We start from the raw sequence: 21,624 nt of genomic DNA on the forward strand, positions 1-21,624 counted from the left end.
ATCACGATGGAAGTTATTCTGAAAGATGACGTTAAAGGCGTTGGCTATAAAAACGATATCGTTACTGTAAAGCCAGGGTATGGCCGTAACTACTTGATCCCACAAGGATTAGCTGAAATGGCTACTTCTTCTGCGCGTAAAGTAGTATCTGAAAATATTCGCCAAGCTGCCCACAAAGCAGAAAAGATTCAAAAAGACGCACAAGAAATTGCCAACCGTATTGGTGACACTGTGTTGGAGATTCCAGCAAAAGCTGGTGAGTCTGGCAAAATCTTCGGGGCTGTAACCACCCTGCAAGTTTCTGAAGCCTTGAAAGCTTTAGGGTATGAGGTAGACCGCAAGCGCATTGACTTTGACCAAGAGGTTAAGTCTTTGGGTGAGTACACCGCTACTATCAACCTGCACAAAGAAGTGAAACACCAGGTTCGCTTCAATGTAGTAGCTGCTTAGTTTTAAGCAATCGCTTCTTTTAAAACATCCTGCCGCACTCCGGCAGGATGTTTTTGTTTTAGCCCCATGGCCAATTCCTTTTCTTTATGGTTCCTTACCAACTAGTCATCTTTGATTTTGACGGCACGCTTTGCGCCACCGAAAGCGCCATTCTGCATACATTCCAGGTAGCCTTTGAACGAAAGGGCCTTACACCACCGCCTGAAGCTGAAATCAAAGCCGCCCTGGGTACCGGAGGCCATTTATCTGAACTTCTCCTATTGCTCCACCCACCGTTGCAGCAGGAAGGTACCGCGGCCCTGCAGGAGTGGGTGTCGCACTACCGGTACCTATATGAAACGGAAGGCGCTAGGCTTACCACCTTGTTTGAAGGCACAGAGGAGATCCTTTCCCTGCTTAGGCAAAAAGACATTACCTGCGCTGTGCTCAGCAACAAAGGTCAGCGGGCCATAGAACTTGCCCTGGAAGAATTTGGGCTGCTCTCCTACTTTGACCTTATCATAGGCGACGACCCTAAACACGCCCTCAGGAAAAAGCCCGATCCCATGGCCTTCCACCAGGTCATCCAACCCAGGGACCCGCAATTGGCCTCTTCCCAGATATTGATGGTAGGTGATACCCACGCCGATCTGGAATTTGCCAACAACGCCGGCCTTGCTTCCTGCTGGGCCGCTTATGGCTATGGCGCCAGGGTCTTGTGTGAGGCGGCTACCCCCACGCATACTATCCACTCCCTGCGGCAATTAACTGACCTGGTATAATCTGCTCCGTACAACAAAAACAGGTAGTTTTACGCCCAACTTTGTAGCTTTCAGGCCTATGCAGTTCCGTACCGAAATCATGCCTCCCCCCGCTCCTTTCCGGGTGTCCCGCACCAAGAGCATTTTTACCATCGGCTCCTGCTTTGCCGAAGTGATGGGTAGAAGGCTAGAGCAAGTAAAGGCGAACACCCTGGTGAATCCGTTTGGCACGGTCTTCAACCCGCTTTCTCTGCACAAGCTACTCAGGGCCACCTTGCAACAAGACCTTCTGGGGTTAGAGGAAGGATTGGTGGAGAAGAATGGCCGCTGGTACCATTATGATTTCCACTCGAGTTTCTCGCATGCCCAACCAGAAGAGCTGCTGCAACAGTTGCAGGACCAGATTCAAAAAGCCCATTCGTTCCTGGCCCAGGCACAGGCGGTTTTAGTTACCTGGGGCACGGCCTACGTGTATGAACGGGTAGACACAGGTGCCTTGGTAGCCAATTGCCACAAAGTGCCGCAGCGCGCCTTTAACAAACGCCTGCTCACCCTGGCCGAAATGGAGGAAGACACCCGCCAAACCCTGCAACTATTGCAACAGACCTTCCCGTTGATACAGGTAATTCTTACGGTGAGCCCGGTACGGCATATCAAAGATACCCTTCCCCTGAACAGCGTCAGCAAGAGCCTGCTGCGGGTGGCGGCCCATTTGGCCCAGGAACAGCATGCCCATGTCAGCTACTTTCCCGCCTATGAATTATTGCTGGATGACCTGCGTGATTACAGGTTCTACGGCCCCGATCTGATTCATCCCTCGGAGATGGCGGAAACCTATATCTGGGAGAAATTCATAGGCGCGTACGCCGACCAGTCGTTCCTTGAGTTTATAGTCAAGTGGCAGCAGATCCAGCGCGATCTGGCCCACCGGGCTTTCCAGCCGGAGAGTGAGGGGCACCAGCTGTTCCTGCAGCAGCTTTTAGATCGGCTGCAAGCCCTGGCACTTGAGACAGATGTGCAGGAGGAGATTGCCACCGTGCAGCGCCAGTTGCGTATGCCATAATACGTTTTGGGCCCGTTTTCCGGAAAACAGGCTTAAACCGCCGCTAACCCAACCTACCCTACTATGGAAAAGAAGCCCAACCGCCTGGCGCAGGAAACCAGCCCTTATTTGCTGCAGCACGCCTATAACCCGGTAGACTGGTTCCCCTGGGGACCGGAAGCCTTGCAGAAAGCCAAAGACGAGCAGAAACCTATCCTGGTGAGCATAGGGTACGCTGCCTGCCACTGGTGCCACGTGATGGAACACCAGTCCTTTGAGAATGAGCAGGTGGCCCAGGTCATGAATGCCCATTTTGTCTGCATAAAAGTAGACCGCGAGGAACGGCCCGACGTGGACCAGGTATACATGGATGCCCTGCAGGCCATGGGGGTGAAGGGCGGCTGGCCGCTTAACGTTTTCCTGAATTCTGACGCCAAACCTTTTTACGGCGGCACCTACTACCCTCCCCAAAACTGGGTGCAGCTGCTCCATAGCATTTCTGATGCCTACCAAAAGAGCCGGGCGGAGCTGGACAAATCGGCGGACCAGTTTGTGCAGCACTTGAACCAGAGCGAACTGGCCAAATACGGGCTACAGGTCGGCAACCCAGATTTTACGCCAAATGGTTTTGAGCAGCTTTACCGACACCTTCACGCCAAATTCGATAAAAAACGCGGCGGCACCATGCAGGCCCCTAAATTCCCCATGCCTAGCATCTGGCGGTTTCTGTTGCGTTACCACCACCACACCCAAGACCCAGAGGCGCTGGAACAGATGAACCTCACGCTGGAGCAAATGGCGTTTGGCGGCATCTATGACCAGATTGGCGGGGGCTTTGCCCGATACTCCGTGGATGAGGAATGGCTGGCCCCCCATTTTGAGAAGATGCTCTATGACAACGGGCAACTCCTGAGTTTGTACGCCGAGGCCTACCAGGTGACCCGCAACGAGCTGTACCGGCAGGTAGCCCTGGAGACTATTGCCTTTGTGGAGCGGGAACTCACCAGCCCCGAGGGCGGCTTCTACTCCTCCCTGGATGCCGACAGCGAGGGCGAGGAAGGGAAATTCTACGTCTTCACGCAACCACAACTGGAGGAAATTCTGGGGAAAGAGGCGACTCTGGCCAGCAAGTACTACAACACTTCGGCCACCGGCAACTGGGAACACGGCGTCAATATTCTGCACCGCCGCCAGAACGACGAAGCCTTTGCCGCCGACCAGGGCCTTACCCTGGAAGAACTGCAGGAGCACGTGCAGAACTGGAAAGACTCCTTGCTGCTGGCCCGAGGCATACGCGTGCGCCCGGGTTTAGATGACAAGATCCTTACCTCCTGGAACGCGCTTATGCTCAAAGGCCTCACTGATGCCTACCAGGCTTTCGGCGAAGCCAGAATTCTGGAACTGGCCTGCACCAACGCACATTTCCTACTCCAGAACCTGAAGCAGGAGAACCGGCTGTTCCATAATTACAAGGCAGGTCAAGCCACCATTGACGGTTTCTTGGAAGATTACGCGCTGCTCATTCAGGCGCTCATTGGCCTTTACCAGGTCACGTTTGAGGAACGCTGGATAAAGGAGGCGAATCAACTTACCAAGTATACGCTCGCGCATTTTTTTGATGAAACCGAAAACCTTTTCTTTTTCACAAGTAATGCAGGGGAGCAACTGATTGCCCGCAAGAAAGAAATCTTTGACAACGTGGTACCTTCCTCTAACTCCGTCATGGCCATGAATCTGCATTTTCTGGGGCTCTACCTGGACAAGGAGCGCTACAGCAGTCTGTCAGATAAAATGCTGTCTACGGTGCGGGACCTGGTGGTGCAGGAGCCGGCTCACTTAGCCAACTGGGCTAGCTTGTACTTTCTCAAACTGAAGCCCACCGCTGAGATTGCCATCATCGGGCCAGAGGCCCACGCGTACCGGGGTCTCCTACAGCAGCATTTTCTGCCTAACGCAATAGTAGCCGGCAGTAAAGAAGAGGAAACAGATTCACTCTTGCCTTTGCTGGAAGGCCGCATAGGCCAGAACGGGCAAACCACCTTGTATGTCTGCTATAACCGGGCTTGCCAGTTGCCGGTGCAGTCTGTGGCAGAAGCGCTGGAACAGATAGAGCACGTGTAAAATTTCCTGAAGCTACCTTTAGAAAGCCAAGCTTGTCTCACCAAAAGAAACAGGCTTGGCTTTTTGTTTAGCACTTAAAGAAGTAGTTGTGTGGCAATAGTCATAAAATGGTATTTATAGCCTTTTTCTAGAACTCGCGCCCCATAGTTTCTGTTGCACTCCCAGAAACTTAACCCCAGATACATTTGTGAAGAAGTTACTTATGCTGGGCGGCTTTATGCTAGCCCTCACGGTTTCCGCCTACTCCCAGAACAGCGATGGGTATTGGAAACGTCTGCAGAAATCCCACCCGGAAACGACCCTTGAGGCATTGGAGAAAAATGCTCCAGCGGTGTCTCAGGCACCTTCCGGCGAAGTAGTTTTACCTGCATTCCGTTTGTCTCTGGTGTTCCAGGGGCAGGAACGCAACGTAACGCTGGAGAACATTAAACTGATGGAGAAAACGGGTTTGAACCCAGCCAGCATCCGGCAGTACCGCAAGGAACTTCTCTTTAAATCAGCGGACAAAGAGGTGTGGCTGCCCGTAAAATCTACCCTGATAGATCAGTTAGCCATAGAACTGCGCAAAGATGAACAGGTGCTGTTGTACACATCGGTGCTGCAAGGCCGGGAGCAGGAAGAAAAACAAGTGACCTTATTAGTGGAAGACTTTCAGGTGAAGTAAGGAAAGCCTTCCGTTTCCGGTCTGTTTTTCCGAACTTTGACCTAAACTGCCCGCTTTGACTCCCGAATTAGAATTCCATATTCCTACAGATGACGTCCACGAACGGGTTACCTTGTTCGCGGACGTCATTTTACCTTTGCCCCTTCCTAAACTGTATACCTACCGCGTCCCTTACCAGATGAGTGAGGAGGTGATGGTGGGTGCCCGCGTGCTGGTGCAGTTCGGTTCTAAAAAGGTCTTGAGCTGCGTGGTGGCGCGGGTGCATGAGACGCCTCCCAAAGATTACCAGGCCAAATACCTGTTGGAGGTCATTGACGAGAAGCCGGTAGTCACTGAGCCCCAGTTGAAGCTGTTCCAATGGATGGCCGAGTACTACATGTGCACGCTGGGCGAGGTGATCAACGCCGCCCTGCCCTCGGCCCTCAAGCTCAGCAGCGAGTCCCAGATTCAGCTGCACCCCCAATTCAACGACGAAACCAACGAGTGGCCCCTTACGGCGCATGAGGAAAACATCATCTTCGCGCTGCGGCAAAAGCAGAGTCTTACGTTCACGGAGGTAGGCCAGCTTCTGCAGCTTACCAGTTTCCATAAGATTATTAAATCATTGCTCCTCAAGGATGTTATCATCATCTATGAGGAGATAGCCGAAAAATATGCCCCCAAGGTGGTGAAGAAAGTACGATTAACTTCGGCTTACACCACCAGTGAGGAAACCCTGGAGGAGCTTTTCAACCAGCTGGCTTCCAAACCCAAGCAACTGGACGTGCTGCTCAAATACGTGCAACTCTCCCCTATCCTGCAGAACCTGAGAACCAATGAAGAAGGCATAGAGAAGAACCTGCTTACCTCCAATCCGCACCTGTCGCTTTCGGCCATCAATACCTTGCTCAAGCATGGCATTATGGAGCAATTTGACGTGGTGGTAAGCCGTTTCCCTATGGCCGAAGGCCGCGGCCCTTACCTAAGCTCGGACCTTTCCCCCGCCCAGGCTGCCGCCCGCGATGCGGTGCTGGAAACCTTTGGGGAGAAAGACACGGTGCTGCTGCACGGCATTACCGGCAGCGGCAAGACCGAGATCTACATGGACCTGATCCAGAAGGCCGTGGAAGCCGGCGGACAGGTGTTGTACTTATTGCCCGAGATTGCCCTTACCACCCAGATTGTCACGCGCCTGAAACGGGTGTTTGGCGACCGGTTGGGCGTGTACCATTCCAAATTCTCAGACAACGAGCGCGTGGAAGTCTGGAACGGGATCCTTTCGGGCCGGTTCCAGGTGGTGGTGGGTGTACGGTCTTCTGTATTTCTGCCTTTCCACTCTTTGTCTTTGTTGATTGTAGACGAGGAGCACGAGCCTTCTTACAAGCAGCATGACCCCGCCCCGCGCTACAACGCCCGCGAAGTGGCCCTCATGATGGCGCATTTCCATCAGGCGAAGACTTTGCTAGGTTCGGCCACGCCCTCCGTGGAAACCTATTACCACTGCCAAAGCGGGAAGTGGGGACTGGTGAACCTGCTGGAGCGCTACGGCGAAGCCACGCTACCTTTGGTAGAACTGGTAGACGTGCGGCAGGAAGGCCTGCGCAAGAACATGCTCAGCCATTTCTCCCAGAAACTGGTGCACGCCATTGAAGACACCCTGCACCGCCATGAGCAGGTGATCCTGTTCCAGAACCGGCGGGGCTATGCTCCCTTCATTGACTGCAATGACTGCGCCTGGATTCCTAAGTGCCGTAACTGCGCAGTGAGTCTCTCTTACCATAAATTTTCCAATGAGCTGCGGTGCCACTATTGCGGTTACACCGAACGCAAACCCAACGACTGCCCCGCCTGCGGCTCCACCATGCTTAAAACCGTGGGCTTTGGCACCGAGAAGATTGAAGACGAACTCAAGCTGATTTTGCCCCAGTCCCGCATTCAGCGCATGGACCTGGACACCACCAAGCGCAAAAACAGCCACCAGCAGATCATAGAAGACTTTGAGATGCAGCGCACCGATATTCTGGTGGGCACCCAGATGGTGACCAAGGGCCTGGACTTTGAGCATGTGAGCCTGGTAGGTATCCTGAGTGCCGACAGCATTATCCATTTCCCGGACTTCAGGGCCCATGAGCGTGCGTTCCAATTGTTTGTGCAGGTAAGTGGCCGCGCCGGCCGGAAAGGTAAGAATGGCAAGGTGCTCATCCAGACGGCCAACCCCAACCAGCCCATCTTCCAGCGGGTCATTGACAACGATTATCAGGGCCTCTACCAGCAGGAAATTGCCGAACGCCAGAAATTCAGATATCCGCCTTTCGTGCGCATGATCCGGATGACGATCAAGCACCCCGAGGCGAGACCCTGCGAACAAGCGGCTATCCTCCTCGCCAAAGACCTCAACGACCGGTTAGGCCGTGGAGGCGTGCTTGGCCCGGAAGCCCCGCACATCTTCAAAATCAGAAACCAGTTCCTACAAGAGATCCACGTGAAATTAGACCGTGAAAGCGGCCACCTAAAGCATTCCAAAAATCAGATTCTGGAGGCAGTACAGGCTTTGCTCCAGAACAAGGAGTTTAAGCAACTGCGGGTGGTTATTGATGTAGACCCGTCGTAAAGTGAAGGTTGCGTTTTGAGAGTGTTTTTCAAAAAATGGGCTTAAAACAATGCCAGCCATGCTGTTCGGGATTTGTAATCCCGAACTTCTGATAAGCGGATTTGCAATCCGCCGGGAACCAAGGACAAAATCGCAACCGTCGGGGATTGCAAATCCCCCTTTCGGAACTTCCGGATTGCAAATCCGGAAGAGCTAAACTTTCATTCCCCTGATTCCAGTCTTTACTCCGAGCGCCTCGCTTGTGGCCTTGAAATAACTCTAACTAAGAGCAAATAACAAAACTAGGCCTCAAGGGCAGTGCGAGGGGGAAAGACGGGGCCCCGCGGCCGTGAGCGCTCGGAGGGAATAAATGAAACAACCAAAGCATATGGGCTCAGGCATAGGCGCCCAATCCAAGGCAAAGGCGGAATGGGAAATACTGAACCACTAAGGGTTAGCATCGGTCAAATTCTGTGGTTTAACGGCAACAAAACCAAGTAGTCTTCCCCACTCAATACCCTAAAAACCCCGCTTCGCACTTCCTTTCTTCAAAACAATCAAGAATCCCCACCTGCTTCATCCCGAATTTAGTCCACCTCGGGAGCGCTTTCTTCGGTTTCATCCTCATATTAAGCTCTTTAACAAATCATTAACATACAACCAAGCAACGCTTTACCGAAATTTGCATCTATATAATCAAAGGAAGTACTCCAGAAATGGTCAAACCCTTCTAAAATAATTTAAAAAATCTAACCATAAAGAATTATGAAAACTTTAGTAACTACCGCATTTTTCGCTTTCAGTTTATTGTTCCAAGTGGCTCCTGCCGTGGCAGGAAATAGCCCAGTAAAAGGAACCGTTCCCGCTGTGACCAAGGCATTCCAGCAAGTCCTGAAAACCAATTCGCTCCGCATCATGACCCTGGACCTGGCGCCAGGTGAGTTCTTAGATTTCCACGCTACCCCAGACCAGGAAGCTTATGCCGCCTCTGAAGGCACGCTGCGGGTAGTTACCCCAGATGGTCAGGAAAAAGTGATAGAAGTAAAAGCAGGTGACCGTCTTTGGATTGACCTTACCCACTACCAAAACTGGAACGCGGGGGAAAGTTCATTGAAAATAATGCTCTTGGAGCAGCCTGAGGCTATTTTGGAAAATATTTCTAAATAATTTTCATACCCGCTTAAACCTTAAGGATTTAGCCCCGTTAAATACCTTACATTCACACTCTATTTCAGCTTAAAAGTAGTCATTAACTATCCGCTTGCGCTCTGGTGATTGACTACTTTTAAGCTTTTTTTACGCCCTTCCGGCAAGGTTTTCTTTAGTGTAATAGAGGCCTCCCGCTAAAAATATCCCCATTTTCAAATATAACGATTCTTCTTTACCTACGGGTTTTCCGGGTTCATTCTGCTTGTAGCGGGGTTCAGCGGTTAAAAAGCCGGCTTCCTCTGGTTTGAATTGTACTACGGGAAAACACCTGCCATCTTTGTATCACCAACCCAGACAACTGTCCCTGGCGGCAGAGAGAAAGTGAAGAACAATGGAGGGCGTCTGGGTGGCCAGCTGAGGATTCAGCCTTAAAAAGAATTTAGGTTTTTGTTTGTTAGTTTGGTGTAAGGGGCCCGGTTTTTCCGGGCTTTTTCATTTATGGCGCTTTAGGTTTTTGATCGGCTCTCTTGGCAACAGAAGCAGCAGTGGAGTGGCGCAGTTGGCCCGTTAGCATCTGGGTAAACCATGCCTGCTTTGATATCCTTCAACAACTATTTCAGGGTAGCCTAAGTCCCTTTTCAGAACCCACCCATTCCAGTTCACGCTACCTATTTCCATTTCACTCCGGCTTTTGCGGGGTTCAGGCATAAAATGAGCTGTTTCCTCTAGTTTGGGTTGTAGCACCTGAAAAGACCCTGCATCTTTGTATCACTAAACGAGGCCACAGCCCCTGATTCCCTCTTAGCTGGCTGCTTTTCCCCCGGACCCGTTTAGACTTCATATTTAGGTTTGAAAAAAGTTTTGTTTGTTAGTTTGGTGTAAGGGGCCCGGTTTTTCCGGGCTTTTTCATTTAATTACCTTTCGTAATTCCTCCCTTTCTGTTTTTAGCGTACTTTTCTGAAAACAGCCCCAAAACAACCTTGCTGCTCACCTAACTTATGGCTTGGATCAAAATCTTTGAAAGCGAGGCCGATGCCCAAACCCAGGTTCCCTTAACCCGCACCAAGGCCCTAGTAGTGGGCGGACAAGAGATTTGTCTGGCCCACACCCCAGCGGGCATCTTCGCGGTAGAGAATACGTGCCCGCACCTGGGCGATGCGCTGAGCCGGGGCACCACCAACTACCTCAATGAAATCATCTGCCCCTGGCACAGCTACCGCTTCCACCTTATCTCAGGGGAAGAATGCCGGGGCCGTACCCGCCCCCTGAAACGCTTTGAGCTGGAAACGCGGGAAGACGGCGTGTACGTGCAGTTACCCGACTAATAATAGCCATTGCCACAAAAAGAAGATTCCTGTTTCGGGGCCGTTTTTGGTAAAACGGCCCCGAAACAGGAATCTTTGGTATTAGGTCAAATTAGGAGAACCTGCTGCCACGCCAATAGGCCAGGCCCGCTCTCCCTTATTTTATTCCACGGGCATCAGCCGGTAGATAATGCCTGGCTTTTCCACCGCAATGTACAGGTAGCCGTCTGGGCTCATGCGCACGTCGCGCACGCGGCCAATGTCTTGCAGCAGCCTTTCCTCCCCGGTAATGGTGTTGCCGGCCACGGTTAATCTGCTCAGGAACTTAAAACTCATAGAACCCACGAACAAACTCCCCTTCCAGCCTTTGTACCGGTCACCGGTCAGGAAAGCCATGCCCGAGGGGGCAATAGATGGCACCCAGATATGTATAGGATCGGTTACGCCGGGCTTTTTCTGGATGTCAGAGATCTTTGTGCCGTTGTAGTCTATGCCGTAGGTAACGTCGGCCCAGCCGTAGTTGGCGCCCTTTTTCACAATGTTCACCTCATCTCCGCCTTTGGGCCCGTGCTCATGCAGCCACATCTCGCCTGAAGTTGGGTTTAAAGCCAGGCCCTGCGCGTTGCGGTTCCCATAGGTATAAATAGATTTCATGGCTCCCTGCTGCCCTACAAACGGGTTGTCTGCCGGAATGGAGCCGTCTTCTTTGATGCGGTGCGTTTTACCGGCGTGCACAGTCAGGTTCTGCGGATTCACCTTGGTCCCGCCCCTATCGCCCATGGTAAAGTACAGGTAACCGTCGCGCCCGAACTCCATGCGGCAGCCGTAGTGGTGGCGGGTTCTGGCATAAGGCTGGGCTTCAAAGATCTGCTTCTGCTCTTTCAGGGTATTGCCGTCCAGGCGGGCCCGCATAATGGCGGTGGTAGACAAGGTCTGCCCGTCTTCTTTCTTAAACGCCGAATAGGAAAGGAATAGCACCTGGTTCTTATTGAAGTCCGGGTGCAGCTCTATGTCCAGTAGGCCGCCCTGCCCCTGCGCCAGCACCTCGGGGGCTCCTTCAATCTTCTGCAGCTGGCGGTCTTTGGTGAGCCGGTACAGAATCCCGGACCGCTCTGTGATCAGCATCTCGCCGTTCGGTAGAAAGGCCATGGCCCAGGGCACGTCTAAACCAGTGACCACGGTGTCTAAGGTAAAACTAAGGTCTTGCGCCTGGAATACCTTGCCCTTGGAGGCTTGCTTTTTCTGGCCAGATGCCACGCCCTGCCTAATGTAGCGGACCAGCTGGGTGATTTCCGTATCCGTGAAAGTGGTGTCATAGGCCAGCATGCCCGTCTCTGGGAAACCGTGTTTGATGCTTTTGAACAGCGCCTCCGGCGAATTCCCGTGCAGCCATTTGCGGTCTACAAACGTCTCCAGGTTCTGGCCGTGGCAGCCGGCGCAGTAATTGGTATAGTTGGAGCGGGCGCTGGCCAGCTCAGTTCCGGTCAAAAGGGCTTCGCCCGAAGGGGCACTGCCCGAGCCGGCGGTGTTGGAGGTGGTGTTCTTGCTACACCCGGTGAACAAAGCCAGCAGAAGCGACAGCGGGATTATGGTTTTTATAAATGGCTGCATAAGGATCATAGTAGAATCTTGGATAGCATAGGCTTTTAACGCATGCGGTAAGATAGACGTTTTACGCCTGTTTTCCTGAAAACGGCCCTAAAACAGCAACGCCCGCTGGGGCGGGCGTTGCTGTTTAGAAAATGAAAACCGAAAGGCCTATTGCCCCACCAGGAACACGGCGTTCCCGAACAGCAGTTTGCCGCCTTGCCAGAAGGCTCTGAACAGCGGGTTGTCCATTAAATAGACCACCTGCCCGCGGCCCATTTCCTGCACGCCCAGCACCATGCCGTTCTCCAGCTTAGCGGTGGCCTTGGAGCCTACAAAGCCGGTGGCGGCTACTCCTTGTTTCACGGTACCTACGTTCCAGGCATCGCGCATGTAATGTGGCAACGCGTTTGTCCTGATAAGGGCCGGATAGGTGGTGCCATACCCGAAGGCCAACGGGTGGGTATTGTCCAGGCTTATCCGGAACACGCTGCCCTGCACTTCTTCTGAGATAGATTCCCGCTCGCGGTTGGCGTATTTCTTTAGCTCGCTGGCGTCTGGCGCTTTTTTGGCGTTGGTGGTGTCCGCGGCTTTCTTTTTCACGGCGAAGTCAGGCTTGTCGGCTAAAAAATTCACCGCTGTTTCCATGGCAATGAGTTTCCCGCCGGCCTTTACCCAGTCTTTCACCTTGGTAAGCGTTTTCTCATCCAGCACCTTTCCGTAAGAACCGGTAGGCAGAATAAGCACGTCAAACTCATGCAGGGGCACATTGGCAAAATAGTCGGTACCCAGGACCGTGATAGGGTAGCCTACCTGCTGTTCAAAGTAATGCCAGATCTCCCCAAAACCGTAAGCCGAAACGCCTTCGCCGGTCAATACCGCCACTTTAGGGGTCTTGATGTGTTTGATGCTGCTGGAACCAAAGTCTGCCCCTCTGGTCACAAAGCCGGTAGTAGAGGAAGCCAGTTTGATGCCCAGCGAATCTGCGGCGTGGGTCACGATCTGGTCAAATTTCTCACGTAGGCCCTCATTCCCGGTACGGGTAATGATAAGCGTGCCCGGCGCGTATTTTTCTTTGTTCAGCTCAAACGGCACCTCAGAGTAACGTACCCGCACCTTAGATTTCAAAAGGGCTGACAGGAATTTAATATCCTGTACTCCATGCCAATGGGCAATGTACGCATACGCGTTTGGCGTAACAGGATTGGCTACTTTAGCAGCCGCTGGTTGGGCAGCAGACATGGCAATACGGTTGGTGAACGCTGCCCCCTTCAAAGCATAGGCGTAGGGCAAGGACCAAGCCGTGATGTCATAGGTCACAGAGTCTTCCAGGCGGGCATTGGGCTCAAACAGCACGTTCAACAAAGTAGACTTGGGTTGGAAGGCACTGATCACCAGGTCGCCGGTTTCATATTTCACAGACTCGGTTTTGCCCGTACCATAATTGAAGCCTTTACCCGACCCGCCGGCCTTGGCGTAGCCGTAGGTGATTTGCTGGCGGTCCAGGTATTGGGTAAGTTCCTTAATGCGGCCTTCCTCGCCTTTGGTTTTGAACACGTAGCTGCGGTACTGGCCAAAGGGCTTGATCTGGGCATCGGCGTAGAACTTCTTGAACTCAGAAACTACTTTGTCTACCTTATCAGAGATAGCTTCTACCGTGGCCAAACTGGCGGCGTGGTGGTGGGCAATGCGCTGGGCCAAAGTGAGGCTGTCACCGTCAGATTTCTGGATCACTACGCCGGCGCGCCCTGAACCGCCCTGCTCATAGGTCATGGCAATGGCGCCCTGGTACGTGGGCCAGGTATCGCCGTAGCTGGGGTAGAACAGGTCAAAGCGCTCACGGGTGAAGTACAGCCAGTTATTTTTGTCAAACTGCTTGCGGTTGTACTCGCCTATAATGCCCTGGAACTCGCGCTGCCAAGGGGTGATGGCATCATGATAAGGCTTCGCCGAAGGCGCAAAATAATACGGGTTGTCTACGCCCTGCTCATGGAAGTCGGCGTGCAGTTGTGGCATCCATTGGTTGTAAACGGCGGCCCGCTGCTGAGACTCAATCTGCGTTTGCCAGGCCCAGTCACGGTTCAAGTCAAAGTAGTAGTGGTTGGGGCGTCCGCCTGGCCAGGGCTCCTGGTGCTCCCAGGACCACGGCGAGGCGTTGGGCTGCTGATTGCGCACGCGGTTGTACCACATGGTGTAGCGGTCGCGGCCGTCTGGGTTCACGCAGGGGTCAATGATCACCACGGTGTTTTCCAGCCATTTCTGCGTCTGGGCATTCTTGGTATCCAGCAGGTCATAGAGCACCTGCAACACCGCCTCAGAACTCACTGACTCATTGCCGTGGATGTTGTAGCTCAGCCACACAATGGCCGGCTGCTTGCCCCCGGTAGGCTGACCAGCCAGTAAGCCGGCGTTTTTGAGGTTATTGGTCCTGATTTCCTCCAGGCGCTGCATGTTGGCCGGCGAGGAGATGGTAGCCAGGAGCAGCGGGCGTTTTTCATAGGTATGCCCGTAGGTCTGTAACTGCATCTTTCCCTGGTTCTGGTTGGCCAGGTACTGCACGTAGTCTACTATGCGGCCATGGTAGGTGAACTGGTCTCCCAGGCGGTAGCCTAAAAACTGTTCGGGCGTTTGCAGGGCGCTCTGGGCGTTGCCTATAGAAAGGCTCATTCCCCATATGACTCCCACGAAAGCTAGCTTCAATAAAGATTTTAACATAGAATGGTTTAGCTAGGCCCAGGCCAGACACAGGCACCAGGCGACAAACAAAGTTTAAAAATTTCACTGACAAAATAAGATTTCAGGATGCGTTTTAAGGCTGTTTTCCCTAAAAGGGGCTTAAAACGGAATGGTCTTTTGATGGCCTGAATTTCCAAAACCTAAAAAGCATTCTGCAAGGATAGGGTGGTTAACCTGCCACATATGATTAAAATAATTTTTAATTGGATAGGGGTTCTAAAATCAATACGTGTCTATACTCTTGAAATGCTTGAAAGCGCTTAGCAAGATTTCTAATCTCCATTGTTTTACCCATCAAATCCTGTTTCAACCACTATGAAATCCACCAAGTACCTTATCTATCTAGCCGTTTTCTCTTTATTGTTTTCCAGCGCTTGTACTGACGATGATGCTTTGGACCCCACTCCTATCGCCACCAACTGTAAGCCCATAAAATTCACCGATGAGGAAGGCGTGTCCCTGATTACTTATAACCAGGACAAAATCACCTCGCTTAAAACGCAGTACTACGGCATCGTTACCATTGAATACCACACCAGCGGCGCGACCAATGGCAAACCTTCTAAGCTGACCTTTAGCGCCGGAGACCAGGGAGCTGGCCATTTGGAGTATACCTACAACCCCCAGGGCAAAGTCAGTAGCAGTCTGTTCACCTCTCAGGAACTTTCAGAAATGCTGGGCGGCAGTTTCCAAAGTAACTTTGAATACAACGGCAGCGGCCAGATTTCAAAAGTGAGCCGCGTGATTGTGTTTGCCGGCGAACCGGGCGAAGCGCCCACGGCTTATCCGGTGGGGTACAGTACCTATGAGTACAACGCCAAAGGCAACGTGACCCTAGTCAAGGATTATGACGACGGGGAATCTACGCCCACCACTGTCAATGAGATCACCTATGATGACAAAATCAACGCCACCGCCCAAGTAGAGAATCTTTTGATAGGCATACCCGGCCTTCCCCCAGCCAGTCCTAACAATGCGTTAACTTCGGTCATGAAAGAAGGGGGCACCGTTAACAAATCAGAGTCCTACACCAATACCTATGTGTATAATTCAGGCGGCTACCCAACCAAAATCACCAGAACACCCCAGCAAGGGACTCCAAACGTTACCAGCATAGAATACAGCTGCCAATAAATTCCCCGTTACCTAACACCAACAAAGGCCTATCTTTCTTAGATAGGCCTTTGTTGGTGTTAGGGCTATATTAACCCTTATCCATTACAGGAGAATCAGAAAAACTTGCTTTCTTTGGTATTCTTCTATCATAGGAATTATGCGTCTGAATTTCCGATACCAAATCCGGCGGTGGCACCGGTACCTGGGCCTGTTTGCCGGCCTGCAGTTCCTGGCCTGGTCGCTGGGTGGCCTTTACTTCACCTGGAGCAACATGGACGAGATTCACGGCGACTTCCAGCGAAAAGAGGCCACTGCGCTCCCGTGGCAACCCGGCTGGGTTAGTCCAGATAAAGTGCTCTCTCAGTTGCCGCCCCAAAGCACCCTGCTGGACCTGAAAGTAGTGAATGTGCTGGGCAAGCCTACCTACCAGGTAAAATACCAGGGCCATCAACCTCAGGCAACGAAAGGCCATGGCCCCCAGGCCTCAGCGGCCACCTACCAGTTGGCAGATGCCAGAACCGGGCGGCTCAGGCCATCCCTTTCCCGGCCCGAGGCCATTCAAATAGCCAAAAGCGCCTTTATAGGGAACCCAGAAGTCAAGGCAGTGGAACTGGTCACCGAGGCCAATATCAGTGGCCACCATGAGTACCGGGAGAGCCCGCTTCCGGCCTGGGCCGTGACCATGGACCACCCCACCAACACCACCGTGTACGTGGCGGCCACGCTGGGTACGGTGAACAAATTCAGGAATGACAAGTGGCGGGTCTTTGACTTTTTCTGGATGCTGCACACCATGGACTACCAGACCCGCGACCATATTGGCAACTGGCTTTTGCGCGCCTTCTCTATTATAGGGGTGCTCACCGTCCTGTCTGGTCTGGTGCTGTACGGTTCCAGTTCAAGGCTCCTGCGCCGGAAGAAGGCGCAGGACTATACCTCTACTTCTAAAAAGAGAGCCACAACCTGAAATTGGCGGTGGCTATGAATTTGCTTAATTTTCCCTCCTACACAACCAACTAACAATCCATTTATGAAACCACTTCTCCGGCAATGGCTGGTACTGGTGTTGTTCCTGGCTTCCCTGGGTGCTTCGGCCCAGACGCTGTCAGACTCCGCCTACATCCGTCAGAATTATACCAAGACCGAGCACCAGATTGCCATGCGTGACGGCAACAAACTGTATACTGTGGTGTATGCGCCAAAGGACCAAAACCAGAAATACCCTATCATGCTTAGCCGCACGCCCTACTCGGTAGGACCCTATGGCCAGGACAAGTACAAGACCAGCATTGGGCCGTCTTCAGACATGATGCGGGAAGGCTACATTTTTGCCTACCAGGATGTGCGCGGCAAGTACATGAGCGAGGGCGAGTTCATCAACATGAAGCCCATCATTGCCAAGAAAGGCAAGAAAGACGTGGACGAAAGCACCGACACCTATGACGCCATTGCCTGGCTGGTGAAGAACGTACCCAACAACAACGGCCGCGTGGGCCAGTGGGGCGTGTCATACCCCGGCTATTACACCACGGTGGGTTTGCTCAGCAACCATCCGGCCCTGAAGGCCGCCTCGCCGCAGGCCCCGGTGACGGATTGGTTCTGGGATGATTTCCACCACCACGGCGCGTTTTTCCTGCCGCACGCCTTTAACTTCTTGACCAGCTTCGGGCAGCCGCGGCCCCAGCCCTCGCCTACCGGCGCCCCGCGGTTTAACCACGGCACCCCAGACGGCTATGACTTCTTTATGCGCATGGGCCCGCTGAGTAACGCCAATACGCTTTACCTCAAAAACAATGTCTCCTTCTGGAATGACATGGTCCAGCACCCCAACTATGACAGCTTCTGGCAGGCCATGAACATTAGGCCGCACCTGAAGAACATTAAACCCGCGGTAATGGTGGTGGGTGGCTGGTATGACGCCGAGAACCTGTTTGGCGCGCTGGAGACCTACAAAACTATTGAGAAAAACAACTCGAAAGCGTATAATACCCTGGTGATGGGGCCATGGTTCCATGGTGGCTGGGCCCGCTCTACCGGGCAGACCCTGGGCAGCATATCCTTTTCTCAGAAAACCTCTGAGTTCTATCGGCCTAACATTGAGGCCAAGTTCTTCCGGCATTATCTGAAAGGCAACGGCAAAGGCACCCCGGGCTTGCCCGAAGCCTACATGTATAACACGGGCGCCAACCAATGGCGCGAGTTTGCCGCCTGGCCCCCTAAAGACACCCAAGAGCGACTGCTCTACTTCGGGGCCAACGGAAATTTGAGCTTTGAGAAACCGGCGGCGGCCAACGGTCCGTGCTTTGATGAATTCATCAGTGACCCTAACAAACCAGTGCCGTTCACAGAGGAAACTGCCATTGGCATGACCCGCGAATACATGACCGATGACCAGCGCTTTGCCGGCCGCCGGCCAGATGTGCTCGTGTACCAAACCAATGTCCTCACCGAAGACCTTACCCTGGCGGGCGAAATCCTTTCGGCGTTGAACGTTTCCACCTCCGGATCAGACGCAGACTGGGTAGTAAAACTGATTGACGTATACCCAGACACCGCAACGCAGAACCCGCATAACCCGGCCAAGGTGAAAATGGGCGGCTACCAGCAGATGGTGCGCAGCGAGGTGTTGCGCGGCCGTTTCAGGAACAGCTATGAGAAGCCCGAGCCGTTTACGCCTAACCAGGTGACCGCCGTGAATGTGCCGTTGCAGGATCTGCTACACACTTTTAAAAAAGGGCACCGTATTATGGTGCAGGTACAAAGCACCTGGTTCCCGCTGGTGGACCGCAACCCCCAGACTTACGTGCCCAATATCTATGAAGCCAAACCCGAGGATTTCAAGAAAGCCACTCATAGAGTGTATCATAACCCGCAGCAGCCTTCTTATTTAAAGGTGAAGGTATTGTAAGCATAACCGTTTGCAGCAAAACAGAAAAGGCCCCTCTTATTTTTTAAGAGGGGCCTTTTCTGTTTTTAGCCTGTTTTCTAAAAAGTAGCCCTAAAACAGCTGGCGTGAAAGAAAGCCAGATTTCCCGCTTTTACACCCCATTAGGCAAGCCTTAGGCCCTGCCCTTTATGAAGAAAGATGAAGTACTTGCCCCGGTTTCTTCATGAATCTGATGCAGCAGAAAAAATATTTCAATTTTTTTTAACGCGTCAAAAGATTTTTTAGCAAGATTTTCAAGATTCAAATCTCTCATTTACAGGATTTTATCACTTAAATAAACTTATCCTTAAATCAACCCCAAAAAATATTTGAAAAAAATTTTTCATGAAGGCCTTTCTTCATCTTCTCTTCATCTTGACAAGGTAGTTTTGACACAGTAATCATTTAAAACGCACTTAAGTCAACTAAACCAAACTACTTAGATGAAAAAGTTAACCTTCTTCGCCGCCGCCTTTTTAGCCGCCGCTACGTCATTTGCCCAGACTACCACTACCGCTACGCAGCAAACCAACGTGAATGCTTCCCATGGCACTACCGTTAGCACTACTGCTAAAACAACCACCACCGCTGAAGTTGGCACTGATGCCGCTAGCAAAGGATCTATTGTAAGTGAGGTAGCCAAGTCTAAAGCCAAACAAGGCAAAGAGCACACTGACGAGCAGAAAGCCGCATACAAAACCCGTAAGGAAGAAGCCAAAGCGCAGGAAAAAGCCCGTAAAGAAGCTGCTGCTGGCGTGACCACAGACGCAACCATTAGAACCAAGGCTGAAATTGAGGCCGCCAAAGCCCGCAAGGAAGAAGCAAAGGCTCAGGAAAAAGCCACCAAAGATGCCGCCGCTCAAACCAGAGCCGATGTGAAGGTGCAAACCAAAGCGGAGATTGAGGCTGCCAAGGTAAAAAGAGAGGAAGCCAAAACCCAGGAGAAAGCCAGACAAGAAGCTGCTGCCCAAGCCAGAGCCGAAGCTAAAGTAAAAGCCAAGGCAGACCTGGAGGCCGGCAAAGAAAAAGCTGACAACCATGGCCAGACCGTAAGCAATGTGGCTAAAACCACTACTGAAGAAGGTGTAGCCAAAGGCGAAACTGTGAGAACCGCTGCTAGCGTGAAAGCCGAGAAAGCTGCTAAAACCAGTGCCAAAACCGGTGCTTCTGGAAGCGCCAAAGTAAAAGCGACCGGTGCTTCCGCCACCCGTCCGGTGAAAAGAGTAACTGGTGCCGCCGCAGGTGCTGTGAAACCAGTGAACGTGAAAGCCAATGTTGGCGCCGGCCTGAAAGTAGGCAAAAACTAGTCCCCCAAAATCCCCCTTCCCGCCCCTGGCTTTCAGGGGCGGGAAAATTTTCCACCTATAACGCACCACCTACACATGAAAACACTATTTGGACTATGGTTGTGCATTAACTGGTTGTTAATCACCTCCATTCCGGCATACGGATCTCTGGAAAAGCGAATGCCATCCGCAAGAATAACCGGAACTAACTCGTAGTATTTAGCCTTATATCCTCCGGATAAAATTTTGCTGTTTCTGGCCTGTTTTTTGAATATTAGCCAGAAACCATCTTTCTCTAAAAGTATAGCACAGATTTTTTTGGTGCACAGGACGTTTCATCATGTTGTCATCATTTAAACATTCTAACTTTGAACTACTTCACCCCAAAGTCCTCGCATGAAAACCTTTTATATATTAGCCGCCGCCGTTCTAACTGCCTCTACCTCCTTTGCCCAGAGCACAGAGACACTCCTGTTGGTCAAACTTGAGAAGGCTTCTTCGGTTTCAGTGGCCCCTTCTGCCCTTCCCGCAGAAGAGTTCTCTAAGGAGCAGCCCGGGGTGAATTCAGACCAACCTGTAAGCCCTGAGCCTTTTGGCCAGGAAAGGTCTAAAGGCCAAAAAGAAAAAGACAAACAGGGGAAGAAGGTAAGCAACACGGCCAGAGAGACGCAGGAAGAGGGGCAAGAAAAAGGCCAGACCATTAAAGAAGTGGCCACCGCCAAACGCCAGTCTAAGCCAGAGAAAGTATCAGGAGATGTAGACCTCTCCTTGAAAGGCTCTGCCGCCCGTCCGCAGAGAGCGGCCCGCCCGGTTAAGGGTGGTGCTACCGGCGCCGTGAAAGCTGCCGGCAATGCCGCCAAAGCCGTGAGACCGGTGAAAGTAGGGGGCGCCGTAGGCGTAGGCAAAATCATTAAAGTAGGCAAAAACTAGACGCCTACCCCTGAATACCTTTTAGTACTTAATAATATACCCAGCCATTTCTACTAATAGAAATGGCTGGTTTTCCTTCTAACCATTTTACCTGACCGCACAGATGAAAAAATTGATTGGATTCTGTTACCTGCTTAGCCTGGGCTTCCTGTCCCCCGCTTTGGCAGCCCCGCGAACGACTCTCCCAGCAGAGCCGGCACCCTCAGATTCAACCGCCAAAAAAGGCTACTGGACCATAGGCCTGGAGGCGGCAAACAATGCCTCTTTCTTCGGCCGGAACACGGCCATCCAGTACCCTTATATTGCCCCTTCCCTCACCTATACCCATGCCTCAGGGCTTTTTATTTCGGCAATGTCTTACCAGTTGTTTGACACCGAAGATTTTATAGACGAGACCGATGTTACCGCCGGGTATATCTTTAATATCGGCAAGCGCCTGGACGGGTCGGTGAGCTATTCAAGGTTTTTCTTCGGGCCAAACACGCCTTTGGTGAAGTCCGTGACCTCCAACGCCGCCACCGCCAACCTGAACCTGGACTGGAAATACCTCTATACCGGCCTTACCACCAGTTATGTCTTTGGGGGCTCCAGTGATGTGTTCACCGTTCTGGACAATTCCCGCTACATTCCGTTGCAGAACCTCTGGAAAGGCGAGAACGCCGTGGGCATTGACCCCAAGGTTAGTATCATTGCCGGTACCCAGGAGTTCTCCGAAACCCATACCGTTACCACTCAAAACAAGAAAAAGTCGCCCTCTACCCCACTAGACCCAATTTTGGGGGGAGGCAAGACCGGTAGCACCACTACCACGTCTACCACCACCACCAAACGCTTTAAGGTGCTCAACTACTCATTGAAGGTACCGGTGGTGTTTAGCGTGAAAAATATTGATATTGAGCCGGCGTACCGCTTCGCCATTCCGGTGAACAAGTTGGAGGGCGATGAGTCCAAGCCACAGTCTTTCTACTCGCTAAACCTTAGCTACACGTTTTAATTTTGACTAC

16 protein-coding genes are annotated in these 21,624 nt (G+C 52.1%); 14 read left to right on the forward strand and 2 right to left on the reverse strand.

The genetic code is table 11. The annotated features are described in order from the left end of the window. Window positions 1-6 precede the first annotated feature (6 nt). The 8 genes from rplI to TH63_RS11430 all read left to right on the forward strand — a co-directional run bounded on the left by rplI (window position 7) and on the right by TH63_RS11430 (window position 10,060). Complete coding sequence (gene rplI, locus TH63_RS11395; RefSeq protein ID WP_048921045.1) at window positions 7-450, forward strand: 50S ribosomal protein L9; 444 nt, start codon at window positions 7-9, stop codon at window positions 448-450. 86 nt (window positions 451-536) lie between these two features. Next, complete coding sequence (locus TH63_RS11400) at window positions 537-1,211, forward strand: HAD family hydrolase (protein ID WP_048921046.1); 675 nt, start codon at window positions 537-539, stop codon at window positions 1,209-1,211. A 58-nt stretch (window positions 1,212-1,269) separates the two neighbouring features. Then, window positions 1,270-2,253 (forward strand): GSCFA domain-containing protein, encoded by a 984-nt coding sequence (locus tag TH63_RS11405; RefSeq protein ID WP_048921047.1) that lies wholly within the window; start codon window positions 1,270-1,272, stop codon window positions 2,251-2,253. Between the two features lie 63 nt (window positions 2,254-2,316). Then, on the forward strand, window positions 2,317-4,353 hold the full coding sequence (locus tag TH63_RS11410; RefSeq protein ID WP_048921048.1) for a thioredoxin domain-containing protein: 2,037 nt from the start codon (window positions 2,317-2,319) through the stop codon (window positions 4,351-4,353). A gap of 187 nt (window positions 4,354-4,540) precedes the next feature. After that, window positions 4,541-5,017 (forward strand): hypothetical protein, encoded by a 477-nt coding sequence (locus TH63_RS11415; RefSeq protein WP_156180557.1) that lies wholly within the window; start codon window positions 4,541-4,543, stop codon window positions 5,015-5,017. A gap of 55 nt (window positions 5,018-5,072) precedes the next feature. Then, entirely contained in the window at window positions 5,073-7,607 is a 2,535-nt protein-coding gene (gene priA, locus TH63_RS11420; protein ID WP_048921050.1) for a replication restart helicase PriA, read from the forward strand. A gap of 744 nt (window positions 7,608-8,351) precedes the next feature. Beyond that, the gene (locus tag TH63_RS11425) at window positions 8,352-8,753 is read left to right on the forward strand and encodes a cupin domain-containing protein (protein ID WP_048921051.1); all 402 of its coding nucleotides are present in this window, start codon (window positions 8,352-8,354) and stop codon (window positions 8,751-8,753) included. A gap of 980 nt (window positions 8,754-9,733) precedes the next feature. Continuing rightward, window positions 9,734-10,060: a Rieske (2Fe-2S) protein gene (locus TH63_RS11430; RefSeq protein WP_048921052.1), complete on the forward strand. Its 327-nt coding sequence runs from the start codon at window positions 9,734-9,736 to the stop codon at window positions 10,058-10,060. Window positions 10,061-10,201: 141 nt separating this feature from the next. Here the strand turns inward: TH63_RS11430 and TH63_RS11435 are convergent, their stop codons facing one another. Together TH63_RS11435 and TH63_RS11440 are read right to left on the reverse strand one after the other, a co-directional pair. Next, window positions 10,202-11,650 (reverse strand): PQQ-dependent sugar dehydrogenase, encoded by a 1,449-nt coding sequence (locus tag TH63_RS11435; RefSeq protein WP_048922778.1) that lies wholly within the window; start codon window positions 11,648-11,650, stop codon window positions 10,202-10,204. A gap of 147 nt (window positions 11,651-11,797) precedes the next feature. Further along, window positions 11,798-14,341 carry a M14 family metallopeptidase gene (locus TH63_RS11440; protein WP_048921053.1) on the reverse strand — a complete coding sequence of 848 codons (2,544 nt, stop codon included), beginning with the start codon at window positions 14,339-14,341 and terminating at the stop codon, window positions 11,798-11,800. A gap of 336 nt (window positions 14,342-14,677) precedes the next feature. Between TH63_RS11440 and TH63_RS11445 the strand changes: the two genes are divergently transcribed. The 6 genes from TH63_RS11445 (at window position 14,678) to TH63_RS11470 (ending at window position 21,614) form a co-directional block, all read left to right on the forward strand. After that, window positions 14,678-15,496: a hypothetical protein gene (locus TH63_RS11445; protein WP_048921054.1), complete on the forward strand. Its 819-nt coding sequence runs from the start codon at window positions 14,678-14,680 to the stop codon at window positions 15,494-15,496. 139 nt (window positions 15,497-15,635) lie between these two features. Then, window positions 15,636-16,445 carry a PepSY domain-containing protein gene (locus TH63_RS11450; RefSeq protein WP_048921055.1) on the forward strand — a complete coding sequence of 270 codons (810 nt, stop codon included), beginning with the start codon at window positions 15,636-15,638 and terminating at the stop codon, window positions 16,443-16,445. A gap of 63 nt (window positions 16,446-16,508) precedes the next feature. Next, on the forward strand, window positions 16,509-18,386 hold the full coding sequence (locus TH63_RS11455) for a CocE/NonD family hydrolase (RefSeq protein WP_048921056.1): 1,878 nt from the start codon (window positions 16,509-16,511) through the stop codon (window positions 18,384-18,386). Between the two features lie 461 nt (window positions 18,387-18,847). Then, a complete protein-coding gene (locus TH63_RS11460; protein WP_048921057.1) occupies window positions 18,848-19,711 on the forward strand; it encodes a hypothetical protein in 864 nt (287 codons plus the stop codon). 375 nt (window positions 19,712-20,086) lie between these two features. Further along, a complete protein-coding gene (locus tag TH63_RS11465; protein WP_048921058.1) occupies window positions 20,087-20,620 on the forward strand; it encodes a hypothetical protein in 534 nt (177 codons plus the stop codon). A 103-nt stretch (window positions 20,621-20,723) separates the two neighbouring features. After that, the gene (locus TH63_RS11470) at window positions 20,724-21,614 is read left to right on the forward strand and encodes a hypothetical protein (RefSeq protein ID WP_048921059.1); all 891 of its coding nucleotides are present in this window, start codon (window positions 20,724-20,726) and stop codon (window positions 21,612-21,614) included. Window positions 21,615-21,624 lie beyond the last annotated feature (10 nt).

Source organism: Rufibacter radiotolerans, from assembly GCF_001078055.1.
GTDB classification, from domain to species: Bacteria; Bacteroidota; Bacteroidia; order Cytophagales; family Hymenobacteraceae; genus Nibribacter; species Nibribacter radiotolerans.